The organism is Sphingomonas sp. PP-CE-3A-406, from assembly GCF_003688625.1.
GTDB lineage: Bacteria > Pseudomonadota > Alphaproteobacteria > Sphingomonadales > Sphingomonadaceae > Sphingomonas.
On the sequence record NZ_RCWY01000001.1, the window covers coordinates 375,199 to 402,091 of the forward strand.

A 26,893-nucleotide genomic window follows, 5' to 3' on the forward strand; every position below is an offset into this window, starting at 1 on the left:
TGCGCGCAACACCCTTAACCGACCGGACGCCACGCGCTCAATCGCCGGGTAGACGTTTAAGGTCAGCCGTCGACGTTGCGATGCTCGGCTTCGGCGCTTCGAACGTCGCCCAGTCGCCGTTGTCCGGGTTTGGCGCATCTCCAGCGATCCCGGCCGGCTCGGTGATATCGGCCATGCGCTGACGGTGGAGATGGACCTTCGCGATCATGTTGGCGGAGACCGGTGTGGTGATGAACAGGAACAGCACGATCAGCAGTTCGTGCGTACTCCAATTCCCGGTTTGCAGCCGGGTCCGCAGCATCGAGGCGAGCACCAGCGATCCGACGCCGAGCGTCGTCGCCATCGTCGGTCCATGCAGTCGCTCCATCATCGACGGCAACCGGACCAGCCCCCAGCTGCCGAGCAGCAGGAACGCGGCCCCGAGCAGGATCAGTCCGGCAACGAGATAGGCGAAAGCATCGATCATTCGACGATGTCCCCGCGAAGGAGGAACTTGCAATAGGCGACGGTGCTGACGAACCCGACCATCGCGAGCAGCAACGCCGCCTCGAAATACGGGCTGGAGCCACCGATCATGCCGATCAGGAGGATCAGCGCGATGACGTTGATGACCATCGTATCGAGCGCAAGGATACGATCGCCGAGCGCCGGGCCGCGGAACAGGCGCCAACCGTTGCACAGAAGCGCGAGCGCTATGGCGATCGCGGCGATGTTTAGCGCGACAATGATCATGCGAACATCCTCAGCAGCCGCGCTTCGTATCGTCGCTTGATCCGCGCGATCTCGGTCGCTTCGTCCTCGACGTCGAGCGCGTGGACCAGCAATGCGCGACCATCGGCGGACACGTCGGACGAGACGGTCCCCGGCGTCAGGCTGATCGTCGCCGCGAGCACCGTGATCGCCTCGGGCGTCGTGAGCTCGATCGGGATGACGAGCCAGCGCGCGCGCAGATCGCGGTCGCGCCGGAACAGGATCACGCGTGCGACGTGGAAATTGGCGGCCACGATGTCGAACAGCACGACCGCGAGAAACGCGACCAACGCACCGCCGAACCGCAGGCGAGGGCGATCGGGCCAGAACGGCGCGGTGACCTTTGGCAGGATGAGCGAGAGCGTCGCGCCAAGGATGAGGTCGCCCCTAGTGACGCTGTTCGCCAGCAGCAGCCAGACGATCAACAACGTCGCCGAAAGGGCAGGGTGGGGCAGGAGCCACCGGATCATCGCGGGATGCTGCCGAGGACGGCGTCGATATACCGCTGCGGCGCGAAGATCTGCGTGGCGGTCGCCTGGGCTTGCGCGGTCGCCCAGCCCGCGCCGATAGTCAGGGCGGCGAGCAGTCCGATCAGGATCGTGGGGGTGATCAGGTCCGCGTTGGATCGGTTCGGACCGTCGATCGGGCCTGCGCTGCTTGGCGATGCCTTCCAGAAGAGGATGCTGCCGGTGCGGGCGAAGCCGATGACCCCGATCAAGGTGGTACCGAGGACCGTTGCCCACAGAATGATCCAGTTGGAAGTCGTGGCGGTGGTCTGGAGGATGAACAGCTTTCCGATGAAGCCCGATAGCGGCGGCAATCCGACCGCGGCAATCGACGACGCGAGGAACAGCAACCCGGTCGCCTGCTGCCCCGAAAACCGGGGGCTCGGGACCGCTGCGTCGTCATATGGGCCACGGCGACGCATGGTCACGTCGGCGACCAGGAACAGCGCAGCACCGGCAAGCGTCGCGTGCACGAGATAGAAGAGCGCCGCCGCCATCGTCGCCTGGGTCCAGCAGGAGACTGCGAGGACCAGCGTCCCCGTCGATCCGACCAGCGCGAACGCCGCCTGTTCGCGCATCGCCTGCGCCACGAACACTCCGGCAAAGCCGATAACGGCGGTCATCACGGCGGCGGGGAAGAGCCAGGGCGACGGCATCCACGCCAACGCGCCTGCGCCCTCGCCGAAGAGCAACGGTACGATCCGGATCATCGCATAGACCCCGACCTTCGTCAGGATCGCGAACAGCGCCGCGACGACCGGCATCGTCGCGACGTAGGTCCGCGGCAACCAGAGATGCAGCGGGACGATCGCGGCCTTGAGCGCGAAGACGGTCATCAGCAGCACGCCGGCGATCCGCAGCATCCCCTCGTCCGCTGCTCCCGATACCGCAATGCGGCGCGCGAGGTCGGCCATGTTGAGCGTCCCGGTCACGCCGTACAGCACCCCGAGTGCGATCAGGAACAGCGCTGAACCGACGATGTTGACGACGACATAGCCGACCGCCGCCTTCAGCCGTGCCGCGGCCTGGCCGTGGAGCATGAGGCCGTAGGACGCGATCAGCAGGACCTCGAAGAACACGAACAGGTTGAACAGATCGCCGGTCAGGAACGCGCCGTTCAGCCCCAGCAGCTGGAAATGGAAGAGCGGATGGAAATGCGAACCCTGCCGATCGGCGGCGGTAAGAGTCGCGTGCAGCAGGACGATCAGCGCCAATGCCGAGGACAGTACCAGCATCGCCGCCGAAAGGCGGTCGAGCACCAGGACGATGCCGAACGGCGCCGGCCAGCCGCCGACCGCGTAACTGCGGATCGTGTTATCCTGCACCAGCTCGAATAGCGCGACCGCTGCCGCGAGCATGGCTACGCAGCCGGCCAGCGAAAGGCCGACCGCCAAAGCCCGCCGACGGGGCATGGCCAACAGCGTCAGCGGGGCAACCACCGCCGGGATCACCACAGGCGCTATTATCAACTGCTCGGCGAGTGTCATGGCTCACCCTTACCACGGTCGGGGTCCGCCAGACCGTCGACCTGATCCGATCCGCTTTCGAGAAAACTGCGGAGCGACAGAATGACGGCGAGCGCGGTCATGCCGAATGCGATGACGATCGCGGTCAGCACCAGCGCTTGGGGCAGGGGGTCGGCGTGATCGATCACGCCCCCCGCGAAGAGAGGCGGTCGATCGACGACGAGCCGGCCGGTCGCGAACAGGAACAGGTTCACGGCGTGCGACAGCAAGGTCAGCCCGAGCACGACCTGGAAGGTCCGCCCTCGCAGCGACAGGTACACCCCGCCAGCGGTCAGCACGGCGATGGCGCTGGCGATCAGGAACTCGAGGCTCATGGCATGGCCTGCTCGTCGGCAACTGCGCCGATGCGGGCGTGGCGCTGGGTCAGATGGCCGAGTTGCGCCAGTATCATCATCACGGCGCCGACCACGACGCTGGCGACGCCGGCGTCGAACAACGTCGCGGTCGCCAGCTCGACCTCTCCGATGAGCGGTAGATGGACGTACCCGAGGCTGCTCGACAGGAACGGCGCGTCGAAGACGAGCGATCCGAGACCGGTCGCAGTGGCGAGCAAGATACCCACCGCGATCAAGGCATGGTCGACACCGCGTCGCCGTTTGCCGGTCGAACCGACCCCGGACGCTAGGTGCTGCATGAAGATCGCGATCGAAAAGACCAGCGCAGCGACGAACCCGCCACCCGGCGCATTATGGCCGCGCAGGAAGATATGCAGGCCGACCAGCAGCGCCAGCGGCAGCAATGCGCGGGCGGCCATCGCCAGCATCATCGGATGCCGATCGGGAGAATGCGGCATGTTCGACCGCGGTACCCGCACATGCACCGCCGGTTCCAGCAGCGCGTAGATCGCGAGCCCGGCGATCCCCAGCACGATGATCTCGCCCAACGTGTCGAACGCGCGGAAGTCGACCAGCGTGACGTTCACAACGTTCCTACCGCCGGCACCCGCATAGCTGTTCGCCCAGTGGAACGCCGACACCGTCGCCACCGCCGGACGCATCATCACCGACCAGGCCAGCCAGCCGGTTCCGACGCCTGCGACCATGCCGAGGAGCGCATCCCGAGCTCGCCGAGGAATGCTCGATAGCGTGGGTGGCGACCTGGGCAACACAGTAAGCGCCAGGAGCATGAGCAGGATCGTGACGACCTCGACCGTGATCTGCGTCAGCGCGAGATCGGGCGCGGACAGGTGGACGAACGCCAGCGCTATGACGAGCCCGACGACGCCGAGGAAGAGCAGGGCGAGATAGCGGTGACGCTGCACGACGACGACCGCTGCTGTCGCAGCGATCAGGCTCAGCCAGGCGACGATCGCAACGGCCGATGCCGGGATGCGTGGACGCGATCCGGTATATACGCCGCCGCTCGTCAGGCTTGCCTCGGTCGCCAGCACGATCGCGGCTGCGAACAGGACGAAGAGGTAGCGCTGGAGCGAAGCGGCATGGACGACGCCAGAAACGCGGCGCGTGCGGTCGAATGCCGACCGCATCGCCGCGTCGAACATCCGCTTCGCATCGGGCGCGGATCGGGTGGCAAGCCAATCGGCCACTGGCGCCCGCCGCCATAGCACGATCGCGCCACCGACGACCGCGACCGCGCTCAAACCGAAGGCCGGGTTGAGACCGTGCCATAATGCGAGATGCAGGTCGGGCGAGCGGCCGCCGACGACCGAACCGGTCGCCGCGACGACCAGAGGTCCCGCGATCGTCATGGGGATCAGCCCAAGCGCGATCGCGACCATGACCAATATGATCGATGGCGCGAGCATGGCGATACCCGGATCGTGCGGCATGCTTTCTTCGCCAGCGCGCGTCCGTCCGAAGAAAAGACCGATCGCGTAACGGAGTGAATAGGCGACCGACAGGATCGCGGCGAGCGTGGCCAGGATCGGTACCAGCCAGGACTGTCCTGCCAGAACCGCATGCGTGCTCTGCTCGAGCATCATTTCCTTCGAGATGAAACCGCCGAGCGGGGGCAGTCCGGCCATCGATGCGGCGGCGAGCGTGCCGAGCGTGGCGGTGATCGGCATGAGGGCTGCCAAGCCACCAACGCGTCGTATGTCGCGCGTGCCCGTCTCGTGATCGACGATCCCGGCGTTCATGAACAGCGCCGCCTTGAACGCCGCGTGGTTGAGGATGTGGAAGACCGCCGCGGTCGCCGCCGCGGTGGTACCGAACCCGAGCAGCATCACCATCAGCCCTAGTTGGCTGATCGTCGAATAGGCCAAGATCGCCTTCAGATCGTCGCGGAACAGTGCCACGGCGGCGCCGAACAGCATCGTTACGAGTCCGGTCGACGCTACAAGGTAGAACCAGAGATCGGTATCCGACAGCACCGGCCACAGCCGTGCCAGCAGGAAGACGCCCGCCTTCACCATCGTCGCGGAATGCAGATAGGCGCTGACCGGGGTCGGCGCGGCCATCGCGTGCGGCAGCCAGAAGTGGAAGGGGAACTGCGCCGATTTCGTAAACGCGCCGAGCAGTATCAGGATGAGGATCGCTGGATACAGCGGCGAGGCCTGGACGATGTCCGCACGCGCGAGAATGGTCGTTAGTTCGTACGATCCCGCAGCCTGTCCGAGCAGCAGCATCCCTGCGATCAGCGCCAGCCCACCGCCGCCCGTCACCGCCAGCGCCATCCGCGCACCTTGCCGCGCCTCGGGTCGATCTCGCCAAAACCCGATCAGGAGGAACGACGACAGGCTCGTCATTTCCCAGAAAACGAGCACCAGCAGGACGTTGGCCGACAGCGCGATACCGATCATCGCGCCCTGGAACAGCATCAGGAAGGACAGGAACCGTCCGGTGGCCTCGCCCATGGCGAGATATCCGTGCGCATAGACGACGACCAGCAGGCCGATGCCGAGGATCAGTCCGGCGAACAACAGACCGAGCGGGTCGAGCCACAGGCTCGCGTCGAGACCTAGCGCCGGTACCCATGTCAGATGCGCAGTCAACGGTGTCCCCGCCAGAACGGTGGGCGCCGCAACTAGCAGCAGACCGAGGCCTACCGCGCTTGCCCCGCCCGCAATCATCGTCTGCGCGAGGCGACCCGCTCGCGCGCAGAGGCTCAAGATCATGGCGGCGACGAACGGCAACAGGACCAGGGTCGTCAGGACCATCGCGACCGTCTACCCCGTTGTACCATGCACGCACCCTTCGCACGATGCGGCGATCGGGTCGACGTTCCCGGCTGAAATCTCGCCGAATTCCGTTTCGATGTTTACCGTAACGTTGGCGGATGGCCGTAACGAAAGGCCCCACCACGCACGAGAGCCCCAGACGATCTTACCTCTCGCATGAGCGGCTGGATCAGCCCTTCGTGCGCCATCGCCATCACTACCGAGAGCTCCATGTTTTCAGATCGACCTTCTCATGGTCGAACGATAGCACGAATACGCCGTCACGTTGGTCTAGCTCAGACACCGATCCGGACGCGCGCCGCGCGATACTCGCGTTCGAGGCGGTCGACCCTGGCGGAAACGCTCTCGACTTCGGTGACCGCTCCGATGCCTTGGCCCGAACCCCAGATGTCGCGCCACGCCTTGGGCTTCGATCCGTTGCCGCCGCCGAAGTCCATCGTCTTCAGATCACCTTCGGGCAGCGCGTCCGGGTCCATGCCCGCCGCGACGATCGATGCGCGGAGGTAGTTGCCGTGCACGCCGGTGAACAGGTTCGAATAGACGATGTCGGACGCTTTGCCCGCGACGATGCCGTCCTTGTACGCTTGGTCCGCGTTCGCTTCGGTTGTCGCGATGAACGGCGAGCCGATATAGCCGAAGTCCGCACCCATCGCCTGCGCGGCGAGCACCGCGTCGCCGGTTGCGATCGAGCCCGACAGCGCGAGCGGACCGTCGAACCACTGGCGGATCTCCTGGATGATCGCGAACGGCGAAAGGCGGCCCGCATGGCCACCCGCACCGGCGGCAACGGCGATCAGGCCGTCTGCACCCTTTTCGATCGCTTTCCGCGCGAACCGGTCGTCGATCACGTCGTGCAGCGTGATGCCGCCCCAGCCGTGTACCGCGGTGTTGAGGTCCTCGCGTGCGCCGAGCGAGGTGATGACGATCGGCACCTGCCATTTGGCGCAGGTCTCGAGATCGCTCTCGAGCCGGTCATTGGATTTGTGGACGATCTGGTTGACCGCGAACGGTGCCGCCGGGCGATCGGGATTCGCGCGGTTATGCGCGCTGAGCTCCTCGGTGATCCGATGCAGCCACTCGTCGAGCATCGCCTGCGGGCGCGCATTGAGCGCGGGGAACGATCCGACGATGCCCGCCTTGCACTGCGCGATCACCAGCTCGGGGCCGGAAATGATGAACAGCGGCGAGCCGATGACAGGCAGGCGCAGGTTTTTTAGAATAGCGGGTACGGTCATGCCAGTTTCCTAGCGCAACCCATTCGCCCACGCCAGACCCGGTTTGCCCTCCACCCATGCCGGCAACGCGGCAAGGTGGAGGGCAGGGTATCAGGCCATCTTGCCGATGACCTTGTCGAGCGTCAGCGGGTATTCGCGGATGCGGACGCCGCATGCGTTGTATACCGCATTGGCGATCGCGGCGCCGACGCCGCACAGGCCGAGTTCACCGATCCCCTTCGCCTTCATGGGCGACGACTTTTCGTCGAGCTCGTCCATGAAGAACACGTCCTGCATCGGAATGTCGGCGTGCGCGGGCACGTGATATTCGGCGAGGTCGTGGTTGACGAAATAGCCGAACCGCGTGTCGACGATCGCGTCCTCCATCAGTGCCGCGCCGACGCCCATCGTCATCGCGCCGATCACCTGGCTGCGTGCCGATTTCGGGTTGAGGATACGACCCGCGGCGAACGCACCGCTCATCCGGCGGACGCGGATCTCGCCGGTCGCCGAGTCGACGCCGACCTCGACGAAATGCGCGCCGAACGTGGCTTGCGCGTACGTCTTGGTGAGGTCTCCGAACTCGATCGAATCCTCTGCCGACAGCCCAGCATCGCCTGCGGCTTCCGACAGCGAGACGCTGCGGTTGCCCGATTTCACCTTGCCGTCCTCGAACACGACGTCGGTCGAGTTGAAGCCGAGTTTCTGAGAAACCCGCTCGCGCAACGCCATGCACGCCGCATAGACGCCCGCGGTCGAGCTGTTGCCGCCCCACTGGCCGCCTGAACCGGACGAGGCCGGGAAGCTGCTGTCGCCGAGCAGGACGATGACCTTGTCCATCGGTACGCCCATCATCTCGGCAACCGTCTGGCCGATGATCGTGTAGCTGCCGGTGCCGATGTCGGTCATGTCGGTGGCCACGGTGACGACGCCCTTCTTGTCGATCCCGACGCGCGCACCCGACTTCATCGTGACGTTGTCGCGGAACGCCGACGCCATGCCCATGCCGACCAGCCAGCGGCCATCCCGGACTTGCCCCGGGACGGGGTTGCGCTTGTTCCAGCCGAAGCGTTCGGCGCCGGTCTTCAGGCAGCCGACGAGGTCGCGTTGCGAAAACTGGCGCGACGGCTTTTCCGGATCGACCTGCGTGTCGTTGATGATGCGCAGCTGGACTGGATCCATCTTCAGCTTCTCGGCGAGCTCGTCCATCGCCGCTTCGAGCGCGAGCAGGCCGACCGCCTCGCCCGGCGCACGCATCGCGTTGCCCTCGGGAAGGTCGAGCACGGCGAGACGCGTCGCGGTCATGCGGTTGGCGCCGGCGTAGAGCAGGCGGGTCGCGTTCGGCGCGGTCTCGGGGCCACCGCCGGGGAGATCGCCCGACCAGCTCTCATGCGCGATCGCGGTGATCTTGCCGTCCTTCTGCGCACCGATGCGCAGGCGCTGGATCGTCGCGGGGCGATGCGTCGTGTTGTTCATCACCTGCGGCCTCGCAAGCGCGAGCTTCACCGGACGCCCGCCGATCGCACGCGAGCCAAGTGCGGCCATCACCGCATCGCTACGGACCCACAGCTTCGAACCAAACCCGCCGCCGACATAGGGCGACATCACGTGGATGCTTTCCTTCGGCAGGAGCAGCGTTTCGCTCATGTCGCCGACCGCCCAGGCGATCATCTGGTTGGAGGTCCAGAGGGTAAGCTTGCCGTCCTTCCATGCCGCGGTGGTGGAGTGCGGCTCCATCATCATGTGGCTCTGGTCGGGCGTGGTGTAGCGCTCGTCGAGCTTGACCGCTGCCTTGGCGAACGCTCCCGCAAAGTCACCGACGGCGGTGTCGGGGGTGCCACTTTTCGGCTTCGTTGCCGACGCTTTAGAGGCGGCGAGGTCGAAATTGCCCTTGGCCCGCGCGTAGTTGACGCGCAGCAGCTTGGTGGCGGCGCGTGCCTGCTCGAACGTCTCTGCTACGACGACAGCCACGGCCTGGTCGTAATGCTGGACTTCGGGGCCGGCGAGCATCCGTGCGGTGTGGTTCTTCGCCTTGCCGAGCTTGCCGGCGTTTTCATAGGTGACGACCGCGAGCACGCCTGGGGCAGCCTTTGCGTCGGCGGTGTCGATGCTCTCGATGCGGCCCTTGGCGATTGCCGCGCCGAGGATGTAGCCATAGGCGGCGTTGGGCGCGGCATCGTTGCGTTCATAGGCGTAGTGCGCGGTGCCGGTGGTCTTGAGCTTGCCGTCGACGCGGTCGAGCGGCTTGCCGAGCACCTTCATGCGGTCGGTCGGGTTCGCCGTGGCGGGGGTATCGAACTTCATGGCGATCAGGCCTTTGCGTCTTCGAACACGGCGCCGATGGTGCGTTCGACCAACGGCAGCTTGAACGCGTTGTGGGAGGTGGTGCGAGCGCCCGCGAGGACCGCCGATGCGGTCGCCTTGGCGCCGTTGGGCATCTGCGCCTCGGCCGATTCGACGCGCCACGGCTTGTGCGCCAGGCCACCGAAGGCGAGACGGCCGCGACCGCCAGGCTGGATCACGGCAGCAACCGAGATCAGCGCGAACGCGTAGGACGCACGGTCGCGCACCTTCTGGTAGATGTGCGTGCCACCGATCGGCTTCGGCAACGTCACAGCCGTGATCAGCTCGCCATGCGCGAGCGATGTCTCGATGTTCGGCGTCGCGCCAGGAAGACGGTGGAAGTCCGCGATCGGGATCGCGCGGGTCTGGCCAGCGGCGTTCACCGTCTCGACGGTCGCATCCAGCACGCGCATCGCAACGGCCATGTCGCTGGGGTGCGTCGCGATGCACGCCTCGCTCGTGCCCATCACGGCCAGGTTGCGGTTGAACCCGCCGATCGCTGCGCAGCCGCTGCCGGGCTGGCGCTTGTTGCAGGGCTTGGTCGTGTCGTAGAAATACGGGCAGCGCGTCCGCTGGAGCAGATTGCCCGCGGTCGTCGCCTTGTTGCGCAGCTGGCCCGAGGCACCGGACACCAACGCGCGGCTGAGCACGCCGTAATCCTTCCGCACGCGCGCATCGGCGGCGAGGTCGGTATTGCGAACCAGAGCACCGACCCGGAGGCCGCCCTCCGACGTCGGCATGATCTTGTCGAGGCCAAGGCCGTTGACGTCGATCAGGTGCTGCGGCGTCTCGATCTGGAGCTTCATCAGGTCGAGCAGATTGGTGCCGCCTGCGATGAACTTCGCGCCCGGCGTGCGGATGGCGGCGCTGGCCGCCTCCTTGGCCGAAGTGGCGCGCTCGTAGGTGAAGGCCTTCATGCCGTGCGCTCCGTGCCCGCGACGTCGTGGATCGCGTCGATGATGTTCGCATAAGCACCGCAGCGGCAGATGTTGCCGCTCATCCGCTCGCGCAGCTCGTCGGTGGTGACGGCAGGCTTTGCTGCGATGTCGCCGGTGACATGGCTGGGAATGCCCGCCTTGATTTCGCCGAGCGTCGCGACGGCCGAGCAGATCTGGCCGGGGGTGCAATAGCCGCACTGGTAGCCGTCATGCTTGACGAATGCCGCCTGCATCGCGTGCAGCTTCTCGGGCGTGCCGAGACCCTCGATCGTCGTGATCTCTTCGCCCTCGTGCATGACCGCGAGCGTCAGGCAACTGTTGATGCGGCGGCCCTCGACGATCACCGTGCACGCACCGCATTGGCCATGATCACAGCCCTTCTTGGTGCCGGTGAGCTTCAAATTCTCGCGCAGTGCGTCGAGCAGCGTGGTGCGCGTGTCGACGGTTAGCTTGGTGGTTCGGCCGTTGACCTTGAGCGTGACCGGCATGGTCGGCGGGGCCGTTTGCGCGGCGCCCTGTGTCTGCGCCTGAGCGCTAGGTGCCGCCGCCAGCGTGGCCGACGCGACACCGCCGGCGATCACGCCGCGGCGCGATACCGGAAAACCTTCATCCTGATGCATATAAACCCCTGTATATGTTAACCGAACGGACGAACCCCGGCAAAGTTGCGCTCCGTCGTGTCGGTTTTGTTCCGCTGATTTGTCGACAAGGTATTGGAATGCGTACGATCTCTTCCGCCGTTTCGGTGCGGCTGTATCATCTTGATGACAGCGGCGAGGGCGGCGCAGCGACGACGCTGTTCTACGGTCCGCTAGGCGAGGCGCTGATCATCGCCGCGCAACAGGAGGAGGACGTGCAGGCGGGACTGTATCTGGCGACCGAAAACGACGTCGTCGCGTATCTGGATCTGGAGGACTAGCGGCGAGTTAGCGATATAGCGCCGCTCTACCCCAATAGCGCCACCCCGGCGAAGGCCGAGGCCCAGTTGGAAAGGTGGCAATAACGGATCGCGATCCGTCGTTAGCAACACCTCCCAACTGGGCCCCGGCCTTCGCCGGGGTGGTACTCTTTTCTCGGGGTCGTGTACGTTTCTATCGGTTTCAGTTACGTCCCGGGAGTGAACCCGTCATCCCGATCCGGCGGGGTAGGCGCATGCACTTCGGCGCAGATCGAGCGCAGCGCGCCCTTCATCCCCTCCTCGAACGTCGGATGATAGATCGGCAGGTCGAGCACCTCCGTCGCGGTCCAGCCGCTCTGGATCGCCCAGGCGATCAGGTGCGCACTGTGCTCGACCGCCGGCCCCGCCATCGTCGCACCGGTCAGCCGGCCATCGCGACGATCCGCATAGAAGCGCACCAGCCCGGCATTGCACGCCTCGACCTTAGCGCGGCCCTGGTCATCATACGACGCCGTACCGATCACGCTGTCGGCATCATCATCCTCCGCGATCTTGCCGATCACCGCGACGTTGGGGTGCGTGAAGGTGATCGCGAACGGCACGGTGCGCTTGCCCGGCGTCACCTCGGGATAGCTTGTCGCGTTACGCCCGGCGATCGTTCCCTCGACCGACGCTTCGTGCAGCACCGCGCGATCATGGTCCGCGTCGCCGGCGATGAAGATCGGCGCGGTGCCGCACTGCATCGTCTCGCGGTCGAAGTCCGGCATACCGTGGTCATCGAGCGCGAGGCCGGTCGTCTCCAGTCCAATGTCCTTGACCTGAGGCGGCCGTCCGGTCGCGACGAGCAGATAGTCGAAGCGTCGTTCGCCCGACACCGACCCGGTCCAGGCCAGGTTGACGCCGTCGCCATCCGGTTCGACCGTCAGCTCGACGCCGAGCAGGATCGGCATCTCGCGCGACAGGATCGCATGATATGCCTCGGCGACATGCCTGTCCTTCAGCCCGCCGATCGTATCGCCGGTGTCGAACACCATCGTCTCGACACCTAGCCGCGCCATCGCCTGCGCGAGTTCGAGCCCCAGCGCGCCCGCACCGACGACGCCGATCGATCCGGGCAGGTCGGCGAGTTCGAAAATGCTCTCGTTGGTCAGCACGCGGTCGCGCACCGCGTCGAACATCTCTGGGATCGCAGGGCTCGATCCAGTCGCGATCACCACGGACTTCGCGTGGACCTCGCGACCGTCGCTGAGCGACAGGATCGTCGCACCTGCAAATTTCGCTCGCGCCTTGACCTTCACCTCGTCGGGCAGCTTGTCGATCGACTTTTCGACGCCCGCGACGAATGCATCGCGCTCTTTCCGCACGCGCGCCATCACCGCGACGCCATCGACTTTACCCGACGCTTCGATCCCGAACACCGACGCCTGTTCGACCGCATGCATCGCATTTCCCGCCGCGATCAACAGCTTGGAGGGCATGCATCCCACGCTCGCGCAGGTCGTGCCGCCAAAGCCTTCGTCGATCAGCAGCGTGCTGGCGCCGTTGCGACGCGCGCTGCGCTCGGCGGCAAGGCCGGCGGTTCCGGCACCGATGATCGCCACGTCGCAGGTCAGCTTGGTCATAAGGCTCTCCGTTGCCGGAGAATTCCGGGGCTGCGACCGAGGAAACCTTCGATGCCGCCCAGCCGTTCCGCGGTGCAGCACATTCCTAGTCGAAGGACGCTTATGTTAACGCTCCACCACCTGAACTACTCGCGCTCGATCCGCGTGCTGTGGCTGCTCGAAGAGCTCGGCATCGAATACGACCTCGTCAAATACGAGCGTGACGAGAATTTTCGCGCACCGGCCGCGCTGAAGGCGATCCACCCGCTTGGCAAGGCACCGGTGCTGGTCGACGGCGACCTGACGCTGGCCGAGAGCGCGCCGATCCTGTCGTACATCGACGCGCGGTACGGCGACCGCCGCTTCTCACCGCCGATCGACAGCGATGCCGCCGCGATCCACGACGAGTGGCTGCAATATGTCGAAAGCTCGGCCGCGCTGCCGATCATGATGACGATGTTCGGCAAGCGGATGGGCGGGCTTCCCGACGGCCTGACCAAGTTCACCGGCCCCGAGGTTACCAAGACGCTCGACTATATCGGCGCAGGCGTCGGCGACGGTCCGTTTCTGATGGGCGAGCAGCTGATGCTGGCGGATATTCAGATGTGCTACATGCTGGCGATCGCCGAAAGCACGGGCCTGCTCAAGGAACATCCCGACGTCGCCGCGTATCTCGACCGCCTGCGCGCGCGCCCGGCGTTCATCGCCGCGACCGAGATCGGTGGCCCCTTGATGGCACCGCGACGCTGAACGATCCCGGGTCGGTCCGTCGCGAGACGGGGCGACCCGGATACGGGCTCACCGCGCCTTGAAGCGGATCGCCTCGCCACCACCAGGGGCGAGTGGCAGGGTCAAGGTGTCGCCCTTGCGGACGGTCTTCGTCTCGATCGTGATCGCGTGGCGTGCATCGGTCTTGTAGTCCGCGTTCGGACCGTCGCGGTAAATCTGCGCGGTGTAGCTCTTGCCGGCTTCGAGGAAATCGAGTGCGACCGTCAGCGTGCGCGGGTTCTCGTCGGTGACGCTGCCGAGATACCAGTCGTTCGACTTGCGGTCCTTCCGCGCGAAGGTGACGTAGTCGCCGACTTCGCCGTTCAGCACGCGCGTGTCGGACCAGTCGGTCGGCACGTCCTTGATGAACTGGAACGCAGCCGGATACTTCGCATAGTTTTCGGGTGTATCCGCGGCCATCACGACCGGCGAGTACAGCACGACGTACAGCGCAAGCTGCTTGGCGATCGTCGACAGGATGTCGCTGTTGTCCGACCCCTTGAGGCTTAGCACGCCGGGCGTGAAGTCCATCGGCCCTTCGAGCATCCGCGTGAAGGCGAGGTTGGCTTCGTGCTCGGGCGGGTTCTTGCCGGCCCAGCTGTTATATTCCATCCCGCGCGAGCCTTCGCGTGCGATCCAGTTGGGATAGGTGCGGCGCAGGCCGGTGTCCTTGACCGGCTCGTGGCTGTCGATCGCCACCTTGTACTTAGCGGCCGTCGTGACGACGCGGGTATAGTGGTTCACCATCCACTGGCCCTCGTGCCATTCGCGGTGCTGCGAGCCGTCGGGATCGACGCGTTCGATCTGGCCGGCGTCGGTGACGTACCCCGTCTTGACCGCGGGGATGCCGTGATCGCGCGCATACCCGAACGACCGGTCGAGCTGGCTGTCGTAATGGCTCGCCGAGCCACCGGTCTCGTTATGGCCGATCAGGTACACGCCCTTGGCCTTCGCGTATTTGGCGAGGACGTTCGCGTCGAAATCGGGGGTCGGCGTGTCGAACTGCATCGCGTTGCCGTCACCGAACCAGTCACCGTCCCAGCCGACGTTCCAGCCCTCAACCAGAACACCCGGGATCTTGTTGGCGCTGGCGAAGTCGATGTAGCTCTTCACGTGCGCGGTGGTCGCGCCGTGCTGCGGACCGGTCGCCCAGCTCCATTTGCCCGTGATCATGTTCCACCACACGCCGACGAACTTGCCGGGCTTGACCCAGCTGACGTCGCCGAGTTTGTTCGGCTCATTTAGGTTGAGTTCGAGGTGGCTCATGTAGAGGCCAGGCGCATCGTCCGACAGGATCAGCGTGCGCCACGGCGTCGCGAACGGCCCGGTCCGCGTAACCTTCGGCGCGCCGGCACCAGGCGTGAGGACCGCCTTCAATGTGTTGCCCTCTACCTTGGCGACGTTCATCCCGGCATAGTCGGTCAGCGCCGCCTCGTGCAGCGCAACGTGCGTGCCGCTGGCGAGCTTCATCGTGATCGGCGTCGCGGCAGTGCCGACTCCGGTTAGCGGCGTGCGGTTGTAGAGATACTCTTCACGGTTCCATTCGAACGCCGGCTTCCACCACGCGGTCGCGTCCTCGGCGAACGCGAACTGGGTCAGTTCGTCGGCAATGTTGATCGTCTTGAAGTTCGGCTGCTGCGGGAATTCGTAGCGGAAGCCGACGCCGTCGTCCTGCAGGCGGAACACGACATCGATCGCGCGCTTGAGGCGATCGGTCTCGACCAGGCGGACGCGCATCTCGGTGTGGTTGTCGCGGATCGACTTCCACTCGCCCCAGGGCTGCGTCCAGGTCGAGTCCGCCTTGGCGCGCGCGATGCTCTCGATCTTGAGGTGGCGATCGAACTTCGGCGCGTCGGTGAAAAGGAAGCCGAGGCGCGACGGGCTGACGATCAGCTCGCCTTTGCGGGTGATGCTGTAGCTCGCCTTGCCCTCGCCGTCGGTCGCGACAGTGACGACGATGCTGCCGTCGGGCGAGGTCGCGATCGCGCTCGGGATGGCGGAGGCGGGCTGCGGCTTGATCGTCTCGTTCGAGGTCGGCGCGGGCGCGGCGTCCTGCGCGAACGCGGGGGCGGCGATCAGCGCCGCGGAGAGCAGGAGAAGGGTCTTCATGATCGTGCGATCCTTTCGGCGACGAGTGCCGCGTATGAGCCGAGGGTCCAGCCCTCTACAGTGTTGACGGTATCGCGCACGCGCCAGCCGTCGGGCTGGGCAGGGCGCCATTCGGTGGGGTCGGCGGCCATGTTGAACACGCAGAGCATGGTCTCACCGTCGGCATGACGTTCGAACGCGAGCACGCAGGACGAAACCTCGACCAGCGTCAGGTCGCCGATCGCCAGCGCGGGGCTCGCCTTGCGCAGTGCGAGCAGACGACGGGTAAAGTGGAGCAGCGAGTCCGGGTCGCCTTCCTGACGATCGACCGCGAGCGCTGCATGATCGCCGCCGACCGGCAGCCACGGCGTCGCGTTCGAGAAGCCGGCGTTGCGCGCGTCGGCGATCCACGGCATTGGCGTTCGTGCTCCGTCGCGCGACAGAGTCAGCGGCCAGTTGGCGATCGCTTCGGGATCCTGGAGCAGGTCGAACGGCACCTCGACCTGCGTCAGGCCGAGTTCCTCGCCATAATACAGGAAGATGTTGCCGCGCAGGCAGACGAGCAGCAGCATCTTCATCCGCGCGAACGCGTCGCGGTTGCCGATGTCGACCCAACGCGAGACGGCACGGGGGGCGTCGTGGTTCTCGAACGCCCAGCTCGGCCAGCCGAGATCGGCGTCGGCAGGCCAAAGCAGGATCGCGTCCGCCACCGTCTTCGGATCGAGCGCGGACGCGTAGAGGAAATCGAACCCATACGCGCTGTTCAGCCGGGTGTTGCCGCGCGTGAAAAGCTTCATCTCGCGATCGCTGTCCGCGCCGCCGACCTCGGCCACGGTGAAGCGATCGCCATAGCCGTCGATCAGCCGCCGCAGTCGTTCGAGAAACAGCGGGATGTCCGGATGGCTCTGGTTGTGGACGTGCGCCTGGTAATCGAACGGCCGCGTCTTGAGGCTGTTGTCGCTTGCCGGCGGGTTATCCGTCAGCGCCGGATCGTGCATCGTGAAGTTGATCGCATCGAGCCGGAAGCCGTCGACGCCGCGATCGAGCCAGAATTTCGCGGTGTCGACGATCTCGTCCTGCACGTCGGCGTCGTGGACGTGAAGCTGCGGCTGTTCCTTCAGGAAATTGTGCAGGTAATATTGCCGACGGCGCGCGTCCCACGTCCAGGCGGGACCACCAAAGACCGACTGCCAGTTCGACGGCGGACTGCCATCGGGCTTGGCGTCGGCCCAGACGTACCAGTTCGCCTTGGGGTTGGTGCGTGACGAGCGGCTTTCGACGAACCACGGGTGCTCGTCCGAGGTGTGGCTGTAGACCTGGTCGATGATGATCTTCAGGCCGAGCGCGTGGGCGCGGGCGATCAGCGCGTCGAAATCGGCGAGCGTGCCGAAGATCGGGTCGACATCGCGGTAGTTCGCAACGTCATAGCCGAAATCCTTCATCGGCGATGTGAAGAAGGGAGAGAGCCAGACCGCATCGACGCCGAGGCTGGCGACATAGTCGAGATGGCGGGTGATGCCGGGCAGATCGCCGATCCCGTCGTCGTTGGAATCGGCGAAACTGCGCGGATAGATCTGGTAGATCGTCGCGCCCTTCCACCACGGGCGATCTTTGGCGTGGTGATCGGCGGTAACCGGCAACAAGGCAGTGTCAGGCATCAACGAATCTCCGCGGCGCAGACAGCGTAGCCGAACGCAGGCAGCGTCATCATGACACTGCCGGGTGCGGCCGCGCGGGGTGCGCAGATGCCGGCGAGCGTGGTGAAACGGGTCGAGACGGTCTCGACGTGCACCGGCAGCGTGAGCGGCTTGGCCGAAGTGTTGAACGCCAGCAGGATTTCCGCGCCGGTGGTCGGATCGAAGCGCGAGACCGCGAGCAAGCCCGGCGTTTCGCTCCGGCTGCGGATCAGCGTACTACCGCGCGTCAGGGCAGGGTGCGTGATGCGGACCTTCGACAGGGCCGCGATCTCGCGAAAAAGCGGGTTCGTCTCGCCGAAGCTTTCGGTCGCGGTGGTCTTGGTCGTGCCGAGCAAGCGGTTATCGTTGTAGACCGCGACCTTCGACGCAAACATGTCCTCGCGGGCGTCCTGATCGTTGCCATCGCCGACGAAGCCCTGTTCGTCACCCGAATAGATCGTCGGCACGCCGCGCAGCGTCAGCAGCATCGCGTTCGACAGCAGAACGCGCTTGAGCACCTCGTCGTCGGACGCCTGCGGAAACGCTTTCCGCACGAACGTGGCAAAGCGGCCATCGTCGTGATTGCCGGTGAACGTCGGCAGGATCACCGCAGTGGCGGCGCCCTTCGCGTACAACACGTCGCCGTCGAGCAACGCCTCGAACGCGTCGGTCCCACGCGTACCGGCAACGGTCTCCACCACCGCCTGGCGGAACGCGAAGTCGAGCACCGCGGGCAGCTTGTCGACGATCGTGTGCTGCGCGAGGACCGCGGGGTGGATCTCGTGATCGGAGACCTCGCCGAAGATGTGGAAGTTGGGGATGCCGTTCGCCCTTGCGCGCGTCAGCATGGCTGGGATGAACTGCGCCCAGAATTCGGGGTTCACGTGGCGCGCGGTATCGATCCGGAAGCCGTCGACCTTGAAGCGGTCGATCCACGATCCGAAGATGTCGATCATGCCGCTGACGACGCGCGGGTTCTCGGTCATGACGTCGTCGAGACCCGAGAAGTCGCCCATCGTCGAGCTCTCGTTCGTGAAGGTCGAGTCGCCACGATTGTGGTAGTAGATCGGGTCGTTGAGCCAGGCCGGCACCTTCACCGTCCGCTCGGCGGCGGGCACGTAGGGCGTGTAGGCGTAGGTCGCAGCTGTAAGCTTGCTGAAGTTCGCCGCTGTCTCGACGCCGTCGCCGACGAACCCGCCGTTGATCGCCTTGCCGCCGAGACCGCCCTTGCGCTGGTACGGATACGCCGCGCGGTCGCGGTACGGGCAAGGCACGCCGACCGAGCATTCGCGGTACTGAATCACGTCCGCGGTGTGGTTGATGATGATGTCCATATACACCTTCATCCCGCGCGCGTGCGCGGCGTCGACGAACGCGGTCATGTCGGCGTTCGTGCCGAGATGCGGGTCGACCTGCGTGAAGTCGGTGATCCAGTAGCCGTGATAGCCAGCGGACTGGCGGCCCGGCGAACCCTGCACGGCCTTGTTCTTGAAGACCGGCCCGAGCCAGATCGCGGTCGCGCCGAGATGCTGGATATAGTCGAGCCGCCTGGTCAGCCCCTTGAGGTCGCCGCCGTGATAGAAGCCCTTCGCCGTCGGATCATAGCCGGTCTTGAGCCGGTCGCCCGCAATCCCGCCGCGATCGTTGCTCGGATCGGCATTTTCGAACCGGTCTGGCAGGACGAAGTAGATCACCTCGTCCTGCGGCAGGCGCGCGCGATAGTCGGTTTTCGCACTTTGCGCCGTCGCAGGTATCGCGGTGGCGCACAGCAGCGCGGAGAGGATCAGCGACTTGATCATGGAGCGTCCTTTTGCGGGGATGTCGGTACTGCCCCATGATCGACGCACGCCTCACCCGAACCGGGGCGAAGCGCGCGGCGATCGGTCGGATCAGAACTTGAAGGTCGCGCCGGCGAGGAAGCGGCGGCCGTATTTCTGATAGTCGATGATCTCGTTCGTGTTGGTGCCGTTGATCGTCGTGAACGGCTCGTTGGTCAGGTTCTGGCCCTGCACGTAGAGCGAGACGCCCTTCAGCATGCCGGTCGAGATGTCGTAGCCGAGCTGGCCGTCGATGATCATCTCGCCCGCCGCACGACGCCGAACCAGGTTCGCACCGAAGCCCGACAGCTCACCGACGAACGTCGACCGATAGCGCAGGCTGCCGCGTGCCGAGAAACCCCATTTCTCGAAATACGCTGTGCCGTTGGCAACCCAGCGCGAATAGCCCGGGATATCTTCGGCGCGACCGCCCGGGGTCGGGACGATCTCGGTCTTGGTGTACGACCCGCCACCGGTCAGCCCGAACCCGTCGAGCGCGGAGACGATCTCGCCGATCGGCAGCGTGCCCGCCAGCTCGACGCCGTAGATGTTGCCGCCAACGCCGTTGATCGGGACGGTCGCGGTGCCGATCGTCGGAACGGCGCCGGGCGCGTTCGACGGCAGCGGATAGCCCGCGTAATCGAAGCCGGGGTTCGCGATGGTGTACACGAAGCTTTTCAGCTGCTTGTAGAAGCCCTGCACCGCCAGATACCCGCGGTTACCGAAATACTTCTCGACCGTGACGTCGTACGAGTTCGAGCGGATCGGACGCAGATACGGGTTGCCGCCGGTGCCGGTCAGGATGCCCTGCGCCGCGTCATAGCCGTAGGCGAGCGCCACGCGCATGTCGTCGAGACGCGGACGCTGCATCTGGCGCGCCGCGGCCGCGCGGATCACGATATCGCTGGGGAAGCGCAGCGCCAGGTTCACGCTCGGCAGGATGTCGATATACTCGGCACCGCGCGTGACCGGGATCAACCCGCCATTGGCAACGACGTTGCCCGACGACTTCTGGTTGGTGAAGACCCCCTGCACACCGGCGTTGCCGGTCAGTTCGGCCGACCCGATCGACTGTTTGATATTCGCCTGTAGGTACGACGTCATGATCCGTTCCTGGATCGAATAGCCCTTGGCGACGACGTCGAGATTGTTGTTGTTCGACGACAGCCGGTACACGCCGGCATCGAGCAGCGCAGTCGGATCGTAGCTCAGGATCGGGCCGAGCCCCAGATACGCCAGGTTGGTCGGCTTCAGCTGATACTGCGTCGGCAACGTCTGCTCCAGCGCACCGTTCGCGAGCTGCACCAGCGCTTCGTTCGGCGTCAGCGACTTGTTGCGATCGGTGTAGTTGAGGCCGAACTTGACGCTCGAAATCGGGCTTTCGAGCTCGCGCTCGATCTCGACGCGGTACTGCTTCAAGTCGTCGACGATGTGGCGATCGTTGTAATAGCCGGCCTGAACGTTCGCGCCGCCCCAGCCGAGCGGATCGGTCAGCCTGATGAGGCCCGGATCGGAATAGTTGAGCGTCGGGCTGAAGGCGGTCCCGGTGCTGCCCGAGGTGAAGCCGATCGTGTCCTGCGCGCCGACGCCCTGACCATAGCCGGTCCCCGAATAGGTCTCGAGCACGGTCTCGTCGCGGGTCGTGCGCGACAGGCTCAGATCGATCTGTGCGTTCCAGCCGTCGTCGCCTTCGTAGCGGCCGTTATAGCCGAACGAATAGAGCTTGGCCTTGCGTTCGAAGCTGTCGTTGCGGACGACACCCTCGACGCCGCGGAACGATCCGTTGGTGACCAGCCCGTTGGTGACCGTCGTTACCGACGGGATCGTCGTCGCCGCGCCGAAACCGAGCGGCAGTTCGATGCCGCGCTTGATCTGGTCGTCGTTGAAATCGGAGTAGAAGCCGTCGAGCGTGGCGGTGAACTCCGGCACCGGCTTCCATTCCACCGTGCCCTGCAACCCGAGGCGCTTCAGGTTGGTCGAGGTCACGTAGGACTTGGAGCCGCCAATGATGTCGACGGGCTGATTGTTGAAGGTGCCGGTGACTCGGTAGCCCTTGTCCTTCGAGCCCGCGTTGAGCTTGCCGATATCGGCGTAGGTGCCGCGGCCGCCGACCGATATCACGCGCTTGCCGTATTCGATCGGGCGGATCGTGCGAAGGTCGACCGTGCCCGACAGGCCCTGGCCGATCAGCGAGGCGTTGGCGGTCTTGTAGACCAGCACCTGGTTGATGACCTCGGCGGGATACTGGTCATATTCGACCGCGCGGTTGTCGCCGGTCGACGTCTGCTCGCGACCGTTCAGCAGCGTGGTCGAGAAGTCGGGCGAGAAACCGCGGATCGAGATGCTGTTCGAACGGCCGTTGACCCGCTGCGAGGTGAGGCCGGGCAGGCGGGCAATCGACTCCGCGATCGACGCGTCGGGCAGCTTGCCGATGTCTTCCGCCGAGATCGATTCGACGACCTGGTCGCGGGATTTCTTTTCGGCGACGGCGTTTTCGAGGCTGCGGCGGAAACCGGTGACGACGATTGCGGCATCTTCAGGCGTCCCGCCCGCATCCTGCACGGCGCCCGATACGGCCTGTGCGGTCGCTTCGTTCTGCGCCGGCGTTACGTCACCGGTTAAGGCAGCGTTGTCGGCGCGGCGCTGGGCGGCACCGGGGGCCTCGTTGGGATTTGCGGCGGTCGACGAACTCGCGGCCGGGTCGGGAACCTTGGTCCCGGCGTTCACGTCCTGCGCGAACGCGGTACCGGCGAACAAAATCGCCGCGCTGAGCGACGCGCTGCTGACCGAAAGCTTCAGGATGGCGCGTGCGGCAGTAGCCGACGCACGAGTGCGAGCCGTCATGGTATTCCTCCCCTGGTCCCGGTTGGCGTCTTCGAGCGCATCGGGCATGTAACTGTACAGTCATTGGAATTTTGTCCGGTCGAAGGGAAGCCGACTACATACGTATTCAATACGGCCGTTGCGGACGTGTTGCCCTCGCGCCACATGTTCGATGGGGCCGGGGATGAAATGGACCGGCGTTGACGGCGCGCGCGTTCTGCGCTGTGTCTTGCCGGTACCGCCCGCCGATCGAGCGAGCACACCGAGGATGCCCGTCACGTGACCGCCCAGCGAAAGCTTCATGGCAAGCCGACATCGTTCGACATCGCGCAGCTCGCGGGCGTGTCGCAACCGACGGTGTCGCGTGCCTTGCGCGGCAGCCCCAGCGTCAACGCCGCGACCCGGCAGCGGATCGAGGCGATCGCCCGGCAACTGAACTATACCGTCGATCGCAGTGCCTCGAACCTGCGCAGCGGCACGACAAGAACGCTCGCGCTGCTGCTGTTCCGCGATCCGGCACCCGACGAGACCGTCGTGAACCCGTTCTTCCTCGGCATGCTCGGATCGATGATGGGGGCATGTGCGGAACACGGCTACGACCTCCTCGTGTCGTTCCAGCAATTCTCGAGCGACTGGCACATGGATTATGAGGACAGCCACCGCGCCGATGGTCTGATCCTGCTGGGCTACGGCGATTACGCCGATTACGAAGCGCGGCTGGTGCAACTGGTCGAGCAGGGCACGCACTTTATTCGCTGGGGATCGGTGCGGCCGGGTCAGCCGGGGCTGACGATCGGCTGCGACAACGTGGCAGGAGGCGCCGCGGCAGCGCGGCATCTGATCGAACGGGGGCGACGGCGGATCGCGTTTCTCGGCAGCGCGACCGATCATTATCCCGAGTTCAACGATCGCTACAGGGGCTATGCCGCGGCGCTTGGCGAGCATGGGCTGACGGTCGATCCGCGGCTTCAGGTCGAGGCGATCTCGACCGAGGACGACGGTACGCGGGCGGCGCGCGAACTCCTTCAACGCGGCATCGCGTTCGATGCGATCGTCGCGGCCAGCGACCTGATCGCGCTGGCGGCGATGCGCGTGCTGGCGGGGGCGGGACTGAACGTGCCCTACGACGTCGCGATCGTCGGGTTCGACGATATCCCCGCCGCCAGCCTCGCCAACCCGCCGCTCACCACGGTCGCACAGGATACCGCGCTCGCCGGCCGCCGGCTGGTCGAGATGCTGCTCGCGCGGATCGGCGATCGTCCGGTCGCCAGCACCGTGTTGCCGACCCAACTCGTGATCCGGCGCTCGTCGGGCGAAGGACCCAACTGAATGTCGACCGCTGCAAGGCAAAAGCCACGCCAGGGGTTCTGGGGACTGTGGAACATCTCGTTCGGATTCTTCGGGATCCAGATCGGCTTCGCGTTGCAGAACGCCAACGTCAGCCGGATCTTCCAGTCGCTGGGGACGTCGGTCGACGATCTCGCCTTCCTGTGGATCGCCGCGCCGCTGACCGGGCTGCTCGTCCAGCCCGTGATCGGCCATTACAGCGACCGAACCTGGGGGCGGCTCGGGCGGCGGCGGCCGTATTTCCTGGCAGGCGCGATGCTCGCGACGATCGCGCTGCTGGCGATGCCGAACGCGCCGGTGTTGTGGGTGGCCGCGGTGCTGCTGTGGATGCTCGACGGATCGCTCAACGTCGCGATGGAGCCGTTTCGCGCATTCGTCGGCGACATGCTCGGCAGCCGCCAGCGGACCGCCGGGTTCGCGTTCCAGACCGGTTTCATCGGCGCGGGCGCGGTGATCGGCAGCCTTGCGCCGATCATCCTGACCGACGTGTTCCAGGTCGCGAATACCGCGCCGGCGGGCGGCATCCCGCTGTCGGTGCAATACGGCTTCTACATCGGCGCGCTCGCGTTGTTCTTAGCGGTGCTCTGGACCGTGCTGACCACCCGCGAATATTCGCCGGCGCAGATGGCCGCGTTCGAGGACGAAGGCGAGGTCGCGCCGCGCGATGCTATCGTCCGGTCCAGCGCGAAGCTCGCGCCCGTCTGGATCGCCTTGGGCGCTATCGTGATCGCGGCTGTGGCTAAGTTCGGGCTCGACAAGCCGGTCTATCTGCTCGGCGGCGGGCTCATCGCGTTCGGCGCGGCGTTGCTCGTCAGTGCCGCGCTCGTCCGGTCGGGCAGGGGGGGCAACGTCCTCAGCCAGATCGTCGGCGATCTCGGCACCATGCCGAGCACGATGAAGCAACTTGCGCTGGTCCAGTTCTTCACTTGGTCGGCTCTGTTCATCATGTGGATCTACACCACGCCGATCGTTACGCAGCACGTGTTCGGGACGACCGACACCACCAGCGCTGCGTATAACAAGGGTGCGAATTGGGTCGGCGTGCTGTTCGCGGTCTACAACGGTGTGGCGACCTTGTGGGCGTTCGTGATGCCATCGCTGGCAACGCGGATCGGTCGCCGAGATGCGCACATCCTCGGGTTGCTCTGCGGCGCGGCGGGGTTCGCGTCGTTCCTCGTGGTGCGCGACCAGTATCTGCTGATCGGATCGATGGTGCTGATCGGGATAGCCTGGTCGTCGATCCTGACGATGCCCTATGCGATCCTGTCGAACGCGCTGCCGCAGGCCAAGCTCGGCGTGTACATGGGTCTGTTCAACATCTTCATCGTCCTGCCGCAGCTGATCGTGTCGTCCGTGATGGGTCAGGTGGTGCGGACGTTCTTTCCCGGCGATGCGGTCTGGACGATGCTGATCGCTGCGGGCGTGATGGGCGTGGCGGCGCTGGCGATGCTGCGAGTGTCGCGGAACGCCTGACGCCCTCCATGATGCTGGGCCTGTTCCCGCATCCACTGTTCCGCGGGCTCATTGGCCGATGGATGCGCGGAACGGTGGAACCCGGAACTAGTCCGGGGTGAAGGGATGCTAGCCGCCGAAGCTTCGCCCGCCGAAGCCGCCACCAAACCCGCCACGCGAGATGACCGAACTGCGCGACTGGACGCGGGCAGGGGCTCTCGCCGTGGTCGGCGTGAACGCATCCGAGCCTACGCGCGTTCGGCCGGTGACATAGTCCCGGTTGATGCGGCCACCCGCACCACCGTAATAATTGCCGTCGCGATCCCGGTACATCGGCGCACCGCGCGCGCCGAAGCCGCCGTTGAGCGCCTGTCCGACCAGGAACCCGGTCAGCAACGGCGTGAAGAAGCTGCCGCCGCTGCCGTTGTTGCGCGGCTCGCACTGTGCGGCGCCATATTGCTCCTCGCAGGTCTGGCGATCCTCGAACCGAGGCCCGGTCTTCGCCGCGTCGGCCTTGGCCTGCTCGAACGCGGTATCGCACTGGACCGCCGACAACGCACCCGCCGCGCGGCACTCCTGTACCGACGCATAGCTCTGCGCCTCGACGGGCTTGCCACCGACATCGCCGTCGCACGCGGTCAGCGAGATGCCCGAGCCTGCGATCAGGCTGGTGAGGACGATCGATCTGGAACGCTTCATCGCTATGCCTCTCAGTTCGTCATGCAGGCGGCGTTGAGGATGCCGACGCACAGCGAGATGCTGCCCATGTAGGTCGCCGCAGCGATTTCACCGCGGACGATCCGGTCGTTGAAGTCGCGCATCACGAAATGCTGGACCACCAGGAACGTCACGATCTGGATCACGCCAGCAAGCAACGCCCACACCGCGAATTCGACCAGCGAGACGGTATGCGTCAGCGCGGACGCGAGGGGCAGGACATAGCCGAGCAGCGCCGCACCCAGCGTGATCGCCGCGGCGGTGTTGCCTTCTCGGATCAGCGACTTCTCATGATACGGCGTCGCGACCTGATAGACGATCTTGAACAGCATCGTGAACGCCCCCGCCGCGACGAACGCGATCAGGAAGGCGAGCGCGCTGGCGCCGAAGCTGTATTGGTCGATCATGCTGGTTCCCCCGAAGCCGTTAGCGGCAGACGCTAGGCGCGGAACTCGCCGAGTTCCAGTGCCACGCCCAGCATGATCTCGAACGAGACGTCGCCGGACTCGGTCTCCATGTCGATCGCGAGCAGCAGTTCGCGGCCGTCGTCGCCCGGCAGATCGCGGCTGAACAGCATGCAGGTCTGGAAGATGCGGCGGTCGACGATCCCGTCGCGGTCGTCGTGCAGTTCCTCCCAGAACGTCACGGGCTCCTGCTGGCTCGCTTCGGGGCCGAACCATGCGCGGCTGTATTCGGGTAGTCCTTCCGCCGTGAAGGTCCGTGCCTTGAGCCGGCTCTTCCACGCCGGGCGCTCGGCGGCGGATGACGGATAGCTGCTGTCCCAAGGTGCGAACAGCGTGACGTCCGTCACGTCCTGCCCGTCGCGGTCGTTCGACACCGCCTGGAACATGATGTCGTCGTCGGTGTAGAATCGGTGGACGAAGCCGCCTTCGTTGAGGTCGATCAGCCCCTGCGCGACGATCACCAGCGTATCGCGGTCGAACGGGAACAGCAGTTCCGAGCCGAACCGGCGCCACGCCAGCGGATCGACCGTCACCGTGCGCCCCAGCGTGACGTTGCGGACGACGGGCAGGGCGTTACCGTCAAGCGCTGGCTTGCGGCCGAACAGGCGATCGAACATGCAACCCTCGCGTGTATATGGTTGACGTGCCTCTTAGGCCAAAGCGGGCGGGCTCGCAAAGCGCAACCCCCGTCATCCTGACGAAAGTCAGGACCCAGAGCCGTAAACGCCGCGCTTGGTTACCCTGGGTCCTGACTTTCGTCAGGATGACGGAAGTGGGGAGGGTGGCAGGCGCTCGCGAAAAGCCTATGTGTGCGGTCGAGCGACAA

22 protein-coding genes are annotated in these 26,893 nt (G+C 65.6%); 4 read left to right on the forward strand and 18 right to left on the reverse strand.

Annotation, left to right across the window (positions count from 1 at the left end; genetic code table 11):
* Nucleotides 1-37: 37 nt before the first annotated feature.
* The 10 genes from C8J44_RS01485 to paoA form a co-directional block, all read right to left on the reverse strand.
* The gene (locus C8J44_RS01485) at nt 38-466 is read right to left on the reverse strand and encodes a Na+/H+ antiporter subunit G (RefSeq protein WP_121903084.1); all 429 of its coding nucleotides are present in this window, start codon (nt 464-466) and stop codon (nt 38-40) included.
* Nucleotides 463-732 carry a K+/H+ antiporter subunit F gene (locus tag C8J44_RS01490; protein ID WP_121903085.1) on the reverse strand — a complete coding sequence of 90 codons (270 nt, stop codon included), beginning with the start codon at nt 730-732 and terminating at the stop codon, nt 463-465. Before C8J44_RS01490 ends, C8J44_RS01485 begins: the two co-directional genes overlap by 4 nt.
* Nucleotides 729-1,220 carry a Na+/H+ antiporter subunit E gene (locus tag C8J44_RS01495; protein ID WP_121903086.1) on the reverse strand — a complete coding sequence of 164 codons (492 nt, stop codon included), beginning with the start codon at nt 1,218-1,220 and terminating at the stop codon, nt 729-731. Before C8J44_RS01495 ends, C8J44_RS01490 begins: the two co-directional genes overlap by 4 nt.
* Nucleotides 1,217-2,743 carry a monovalent cation/H+ antiporter subunit D gene (locus tag C8J44_RS01500; RefSeq protein WP_121903087.1) on the reverse strand — a complete coding sequence of 509 codons (1,527 nt, stop codon included), beginning with the start codon at nt 2,741-2,743 and terminating at the stop codon, nt 1,217-1,219. The genes C8J44_RS01495 and C8J44_RS01500 overlap by 4 nt, the downstream gene beginning before the upstream one ends.
* Nucleotides 2,740-3,096: a Na+/H+ antiporter subunit C gene (locus C8J44_RS01505; RefSeq protein ID WP_121903088.1), complete on the reverse strand. Its 357-nt coding sequence runs from the start codon at nt 3,094-3,096 to the stop codon at nt 2,740-2,742. Before C8J44_RS01505 ends, C8J44_RS01500 begins: the two co-directional genes overlap by 4 nt.
* Entirely contained in the window at nt 3,093-5,900 is a 2,808-nt protein-coding gene (locus tag C8J44_RS01510; RefSeq protein ID WP_121903089.1) for a monovalent cation/H+ antiporter subunit A, read from the reverse strand. Before C8J44_RS01510 ends, C8J44_RS01505 begins: the two co-directional genes overlap by 4 nt.
* Nucleotides 5,901-6,196: 296 nt before the next feature.
* Nucleotides 6,197-7,156 carry a nitronate monooxygenase family protein gene (locus tag C8J44_RS01515; protein ID WP_121903090.1) on the reverse strand — a complete coding sequence of 320 codons (960 nt, stop codon included), beginning with the start codon at nt 7,154-7,156 and terminating at the stop codon, nt 6,197-6,199.
* Nucleotides 7,157-7,246: 90 nt separating this feature from the next.
* Nucleotides 7,247-9,439, reverse strand: coding sequence for an aldehyde oxidoreductase molybdenum-binding subunit PaoC (paoC, locus tag C8J44_RS01520; protein ID WP_121903091.1), 2,193 nt, complete (start codon nt 9,437-9,439; stop codon nt 7,247-7,249).
* A gap of 5 nt (nt 9,440-9,444) precedes the next feature.
* The gene (locus C8J44_RS01525) at nt 9,445-10,395 is read right to left on the reverse strand and encodes a xanthine dehydrogenase family protein subunit M (protein WP_121903092.1); all 951 of its coding nucleotides are present in this window, start codon (nt 10,393-10,395) and stop codon (nt 9,445-9,447) included.
* Nucleotides 10,392-11,036: an aldehyde dehydrogenase iron-sulfur subunit PaoA gene (paoA, locus tag C8J44_RS01530; protein ID WP_121903093.1), complete on the reverse strand. Its 645-nt coding sequence runs from the start codon at nt 11,034-11,036 to the stop codon at nt 10,392-10,394. Before paoA ends, C8J44_RS01525 begins: the two co-directional genes overlap by 4 nt.
* Nucleotides 11,037-11,134: 98 nt before the next feature.
* Between paoA and C8J44_RS01535 the strand changes: the two genes are divergently transcribed.
* Nucleotides 11,135-11,335: a hypothetical protein gene (locus C8J44_RS01535; protein ID WP_121903094.1), complete on the forward strand. Its 201-nt coding sequence runs from the start codon at nt 11,135-11,137 to the stop codon at nt 11,333-11,335.
* A gap of 185 nt (nt 11,336-11,520) precedes the next feature.
* Here the strand turns inward: C8J44_RS01535 and C8J44_RS01540 are convergent, their stop codons facing one another.
* Entirely contained in the window at nt 11,521-12,936 is a 1,416-nt protein-coding gene (locus C8J44_RS01540; RefSeq protein WP_121903095.1) for a dihydrolipoyl dehydrogenase, read from the reverse strand.
* Between the two features lie 102 nt (nt 12,937-13,038).
* Here C8J44_RS01540 and C8J44_RS01545 point away from each other — a divergent pair, with 102 nt between their 5' ends.
* Complete coding sequence (locus C8J44_RS01545; protein ID WP_121903096.1) at nt 13,039-13,665, forward strand: glutathione S-transferase family protein; 627 nt, start codon at nt 13,039-13,041, stop codon at nt 13,663-13,665.
* A 48-nt stretch (nt 13,666-13,713) separates the two neighbouring features.
* On the opposite strand, the gene C8J44_RS01550 is transcribed toward C8J44_RS01545, so the two are convergent.
* From C8J44_RS01550 to C8J44_RS01565, 4 genes are all read right to left on the reverse strand, one after another.
* Complete coding sequence (locus tag C8J44_RS01550; protein ID WP_121903097.1) at nt 13,714-15,792, reverse strand: glycoside hydrolase family 97 protein; 2,079 nt, start codon at nt 15,790-15,792, stop codon at nt 13,714-13,716.
* On the reverse strand, nt 15,789-17,429 hold the full coding sequence (locus C8J44_RS01555; RefSeq protein WP_121903098.1) for an alpha-glucosidase: 1,641 nt from the start codon (nt 17,427-17,429) through the stop codon (nt 15,789-15,791). Before C8J44_RS01555 ends, C8J44_RS01550 begins: the two co-directional genes overlap by 4 nt.
* Complete coding sequence (locus tag C8J44_RS01560; protein WP_121903099.1) at nt 17,429-19,246, reverse strand: alpha-amylase family glycosyl hydrolase; 1,818 nt, start codon at nt 19,244-19,246, stop codon at nt 17,429-17,431. The genes C8J44_RS01555 and C8J44_RS01560 overlap by 1 nt, the downstream gene beginning before the upstream one ends.
* A 90-nt stretch (nt 19,247-19,336) precedes the next feature.
* Entirely contained in the window at nt 19,337-22,108 is a 2,772-nt protein-coding gene (locus tag C8J44_RS01565) for a TonB-dependent receptor (protein ID WP_121903771.1), read from the reverse strand.
* Nucleotides 22,109-22,366: 258 nt separating this feature from the next.
* Here C8J44_RS01565 and C8J44_RS01570 point away from each other — a divergent pair, with 258 nt between their 5' ends.
* Together C8J44_RS01570 and C8J44_RS01575 are read left to right on the forward strand one after the other, a co-directional pair.
* Complete coding sequence (locus C8J44_RS01570; RefSeq protein ID WP_121903100.1) at nt 22,367-23,416, forward strand: LacI family DNA-binding transcriptional regulator; 1,050 nt, start codon at nt 22,367-22,369, stop codon at nt 23,414-23,416.
* Nucleotides 23,417-24,907: an MFS transporter gene (locus C8J44_RS01575; protein ID WP_121903101.1), complete on the forward strand. Its 1,491-nt coding sequence runs from the start codon at nt 23,417-23,419 to the stop codon at nt 24,905-24,907.
* Between the two features lie 108 nt (nt 24,908-25,015).
* On the opposite strand, the gene C8J44_RS01580 is transcribed toward C8J44_RS01575, so the two are convergent.
* The 3 genes from C8J44_RS01580 to C8J44_RS01590 are packed head-to-tail and all read right to left on the reverse strand — an operon-like array spanning nt 25,016 to nt 26,684.
* Nucleotides 25,016-25,585, reverse strand: coding sequence for a DUF1190 domain-containing protein (locus tag C8J44_RS01580; protein ID WP_060525419.1), 570 nt, complete (start codon nt 25,583-25,585; stop codon nt 25,016-25,018).
* Nucleotides 25,586-25,596: 11 nt separating this feature from the next.
* A complete protein-coding gene (locus tag C8J44_RS01585) occupies nt 25,597-26,010 on the reverse strand; it encodes a DUF350 domain-containing protein (RefSeq protein WP_121903102.1) in 414 nt (137 codons plus the stop codon).
* A 32-nt stretch (nt 26,011-26,042) separates the two neighbouring features.
* The gene (locus C8J44_RS01590) at nt 26,043-26,684 is read right to left on the reverse strand and encodes a DUF2491 family protein (RefSeq protein ID WP_121903103.1); all 642 of its coding nucleotides are present in this window, start codon (nt 26,682-26,684) and stop codon (nt 26,043-26,045) included.
* Between the last annotated feature and the right edge of the window lie 209 nt (nt 26,685-26,893).

What these genes read in the sequence shown, in the direction of transcription:
- C8J44_RS01485 (WP_121903084.1), bottom strand. Translation starts at nt 466, where the DNA reads ATGATCGATGCTTTCGCCTATCTCGTTGCCGGACTGATCCTGCTCGGG.
- C8J44_RS01490 (WP_121903085.1), bottom strand. Translation starts at nt 732, where the DNA reads ATGATCATTGTCGCGCTAAACATCGCCGCGATCGCCATAGCGCTCGCG.
- C8J44_RS01495 (WP_121903086.1), bottom strand. Translation starts at nt 1,220, where the DNA reads ATGATCCGGTGGCTCCTGCCCCACCCTGCCCTTTCGGCGACGTTGTTG.
- C8J44_RS01500 (WP_121903087.1), bottom strand. Translation starts at nt 2,743, where the DNA reads ATGACACTCGCCGAGCAGTTGATAATAGCGCCTGTGGTGATCCCGGCG.
- C8J44_RS01505 (WP_121903088.1), bottom strand. Translation starts at nt 3,096, where the DNA reads ATGAGCCTCGAGTTCCTGATCGCCAGCGCCATCGCCGTGCTGACCGCT.
- C8J44_RS01510 (WP_121903089.1), bottom strand. Translation starts at nt 5,900, where the DNA reads ATGGTCCTGACGACCCTGGTCCTGTTGCCGTTCGTCGCCGCCATGATC.
- C8J44_RS01515 (WP_121903090.1), bottom strand. Translation starts at nt 7,156, where the DNA reads ATGACCGTACCCGCTATTCTAAAAAACCTGCGCCTGCCTGTCATCGGC.
- paoC (WP_121903091.1), bottom strand. Translation starts at nt 9,439, where the DNA reads ATGAAGTTCGATACCCCCGCCACGGCGAACCCGACCGACCGCATGAAG.
- C8J44_RS01525 (WP_121903092.1), bottom strand. Translation starts at nt 10,395, where the DNA reads ATGAAGGCCTTCACCTACGAGCGCGCCACTTCGGCCAAGGAGGCGGCC.
- paoA (WP_121903093.1), bottom strand. Translation starts at nt 11,036, where the DNA reads ATGCATCAGGATGAAGGTTTTCCGGTATCGCGCCGCGGCGTGATCGCC.
- C8J44_RS01535 (WP_121903094.1), top strand. Translation starts at nt 11,135, where the DNA reads ATGCGTACGATCTCTTCCGCCGTTTCGGTGCGGCTGTATCATCTTGAT.
- C8J44_RS01540 (WP_121903095.1), bottom strand. Translation starts at nt 12,936, where the DNA reads ATGACCAAGCTGACCTGCGACGTGGCGATCATCGGTGCCGGAACCGCC.
- C8J44_RS01545 (WP_121903096.1), top strand. Translation starts at nt 13,039, where the DNA reads ATGTTAACGCTCCACCACCTGAACTACTCGCGCTCGATCCGCGTGCTG.
- C8J44_RS01550 (WP_121903097.1), bottom strand. Translation starts at nt 15,792, where the DNA reads ATGAAGACCCTTCTCCTGCTCTCCGCGGCGCTGATCGCCGCCCCCGCG.
- C8J44_RS01555 (WP_121903098.1), bottom strand. Translation starts at nt 17,429, where the DNA reads ATGCCTGACACTGCCTTGTTGCCGGTTACCGCCGATCACCACGCCAAA.
- C8J44_RS01560 (WP_121903099.1), bottom strand. Translation starts at nt 19,246, where the DNA reads ATGATCAAGTCGCTGATCCTCTCCGCGCTGCTGTGCGCCACCGCGATA.
- C8J44_RS01565 (WP_121903771.1), bottom strand. Translation starts at nt 22,108, where the DNA reads ATGACGGCTCGCACTCGTGCGTCGGCTACTGCCGCACGCGCCATCCTG.
- C8J44_RS01575 (WP_121903101.1), top strand. Translation starts at nt 23,417, where the DNA reads ATGTCGACCGCTGCAAGGCAAAAGCCACGCCAGGGGTTCTGGGGACTG.
- C8J44_RS01580 (WP_060525419.1), bottom strand. Translation starts at nt 25,585, where the DNA reads ATGAAGCGTTCCAGATCGATCGTCCTCACCAGCCTGATCGCAGGCTCG.
- C8J44_RS01585 (WP_121903102.1), bottom strand. Translation starts at nt 26,010, where the DNA reads ATGATCGACCAATACAGCTTCGGCGCCAGCGCGCTCGCCTTCCTGATC.
- C8J44_RS01590 (WP_121903103.1), bottom strand. Translation starts at nt 26,684, where the DNA reads ATGTTCGATCGCCTGTTCGGCCGCAAGCCAGCGCTTGACGGTAACGCC.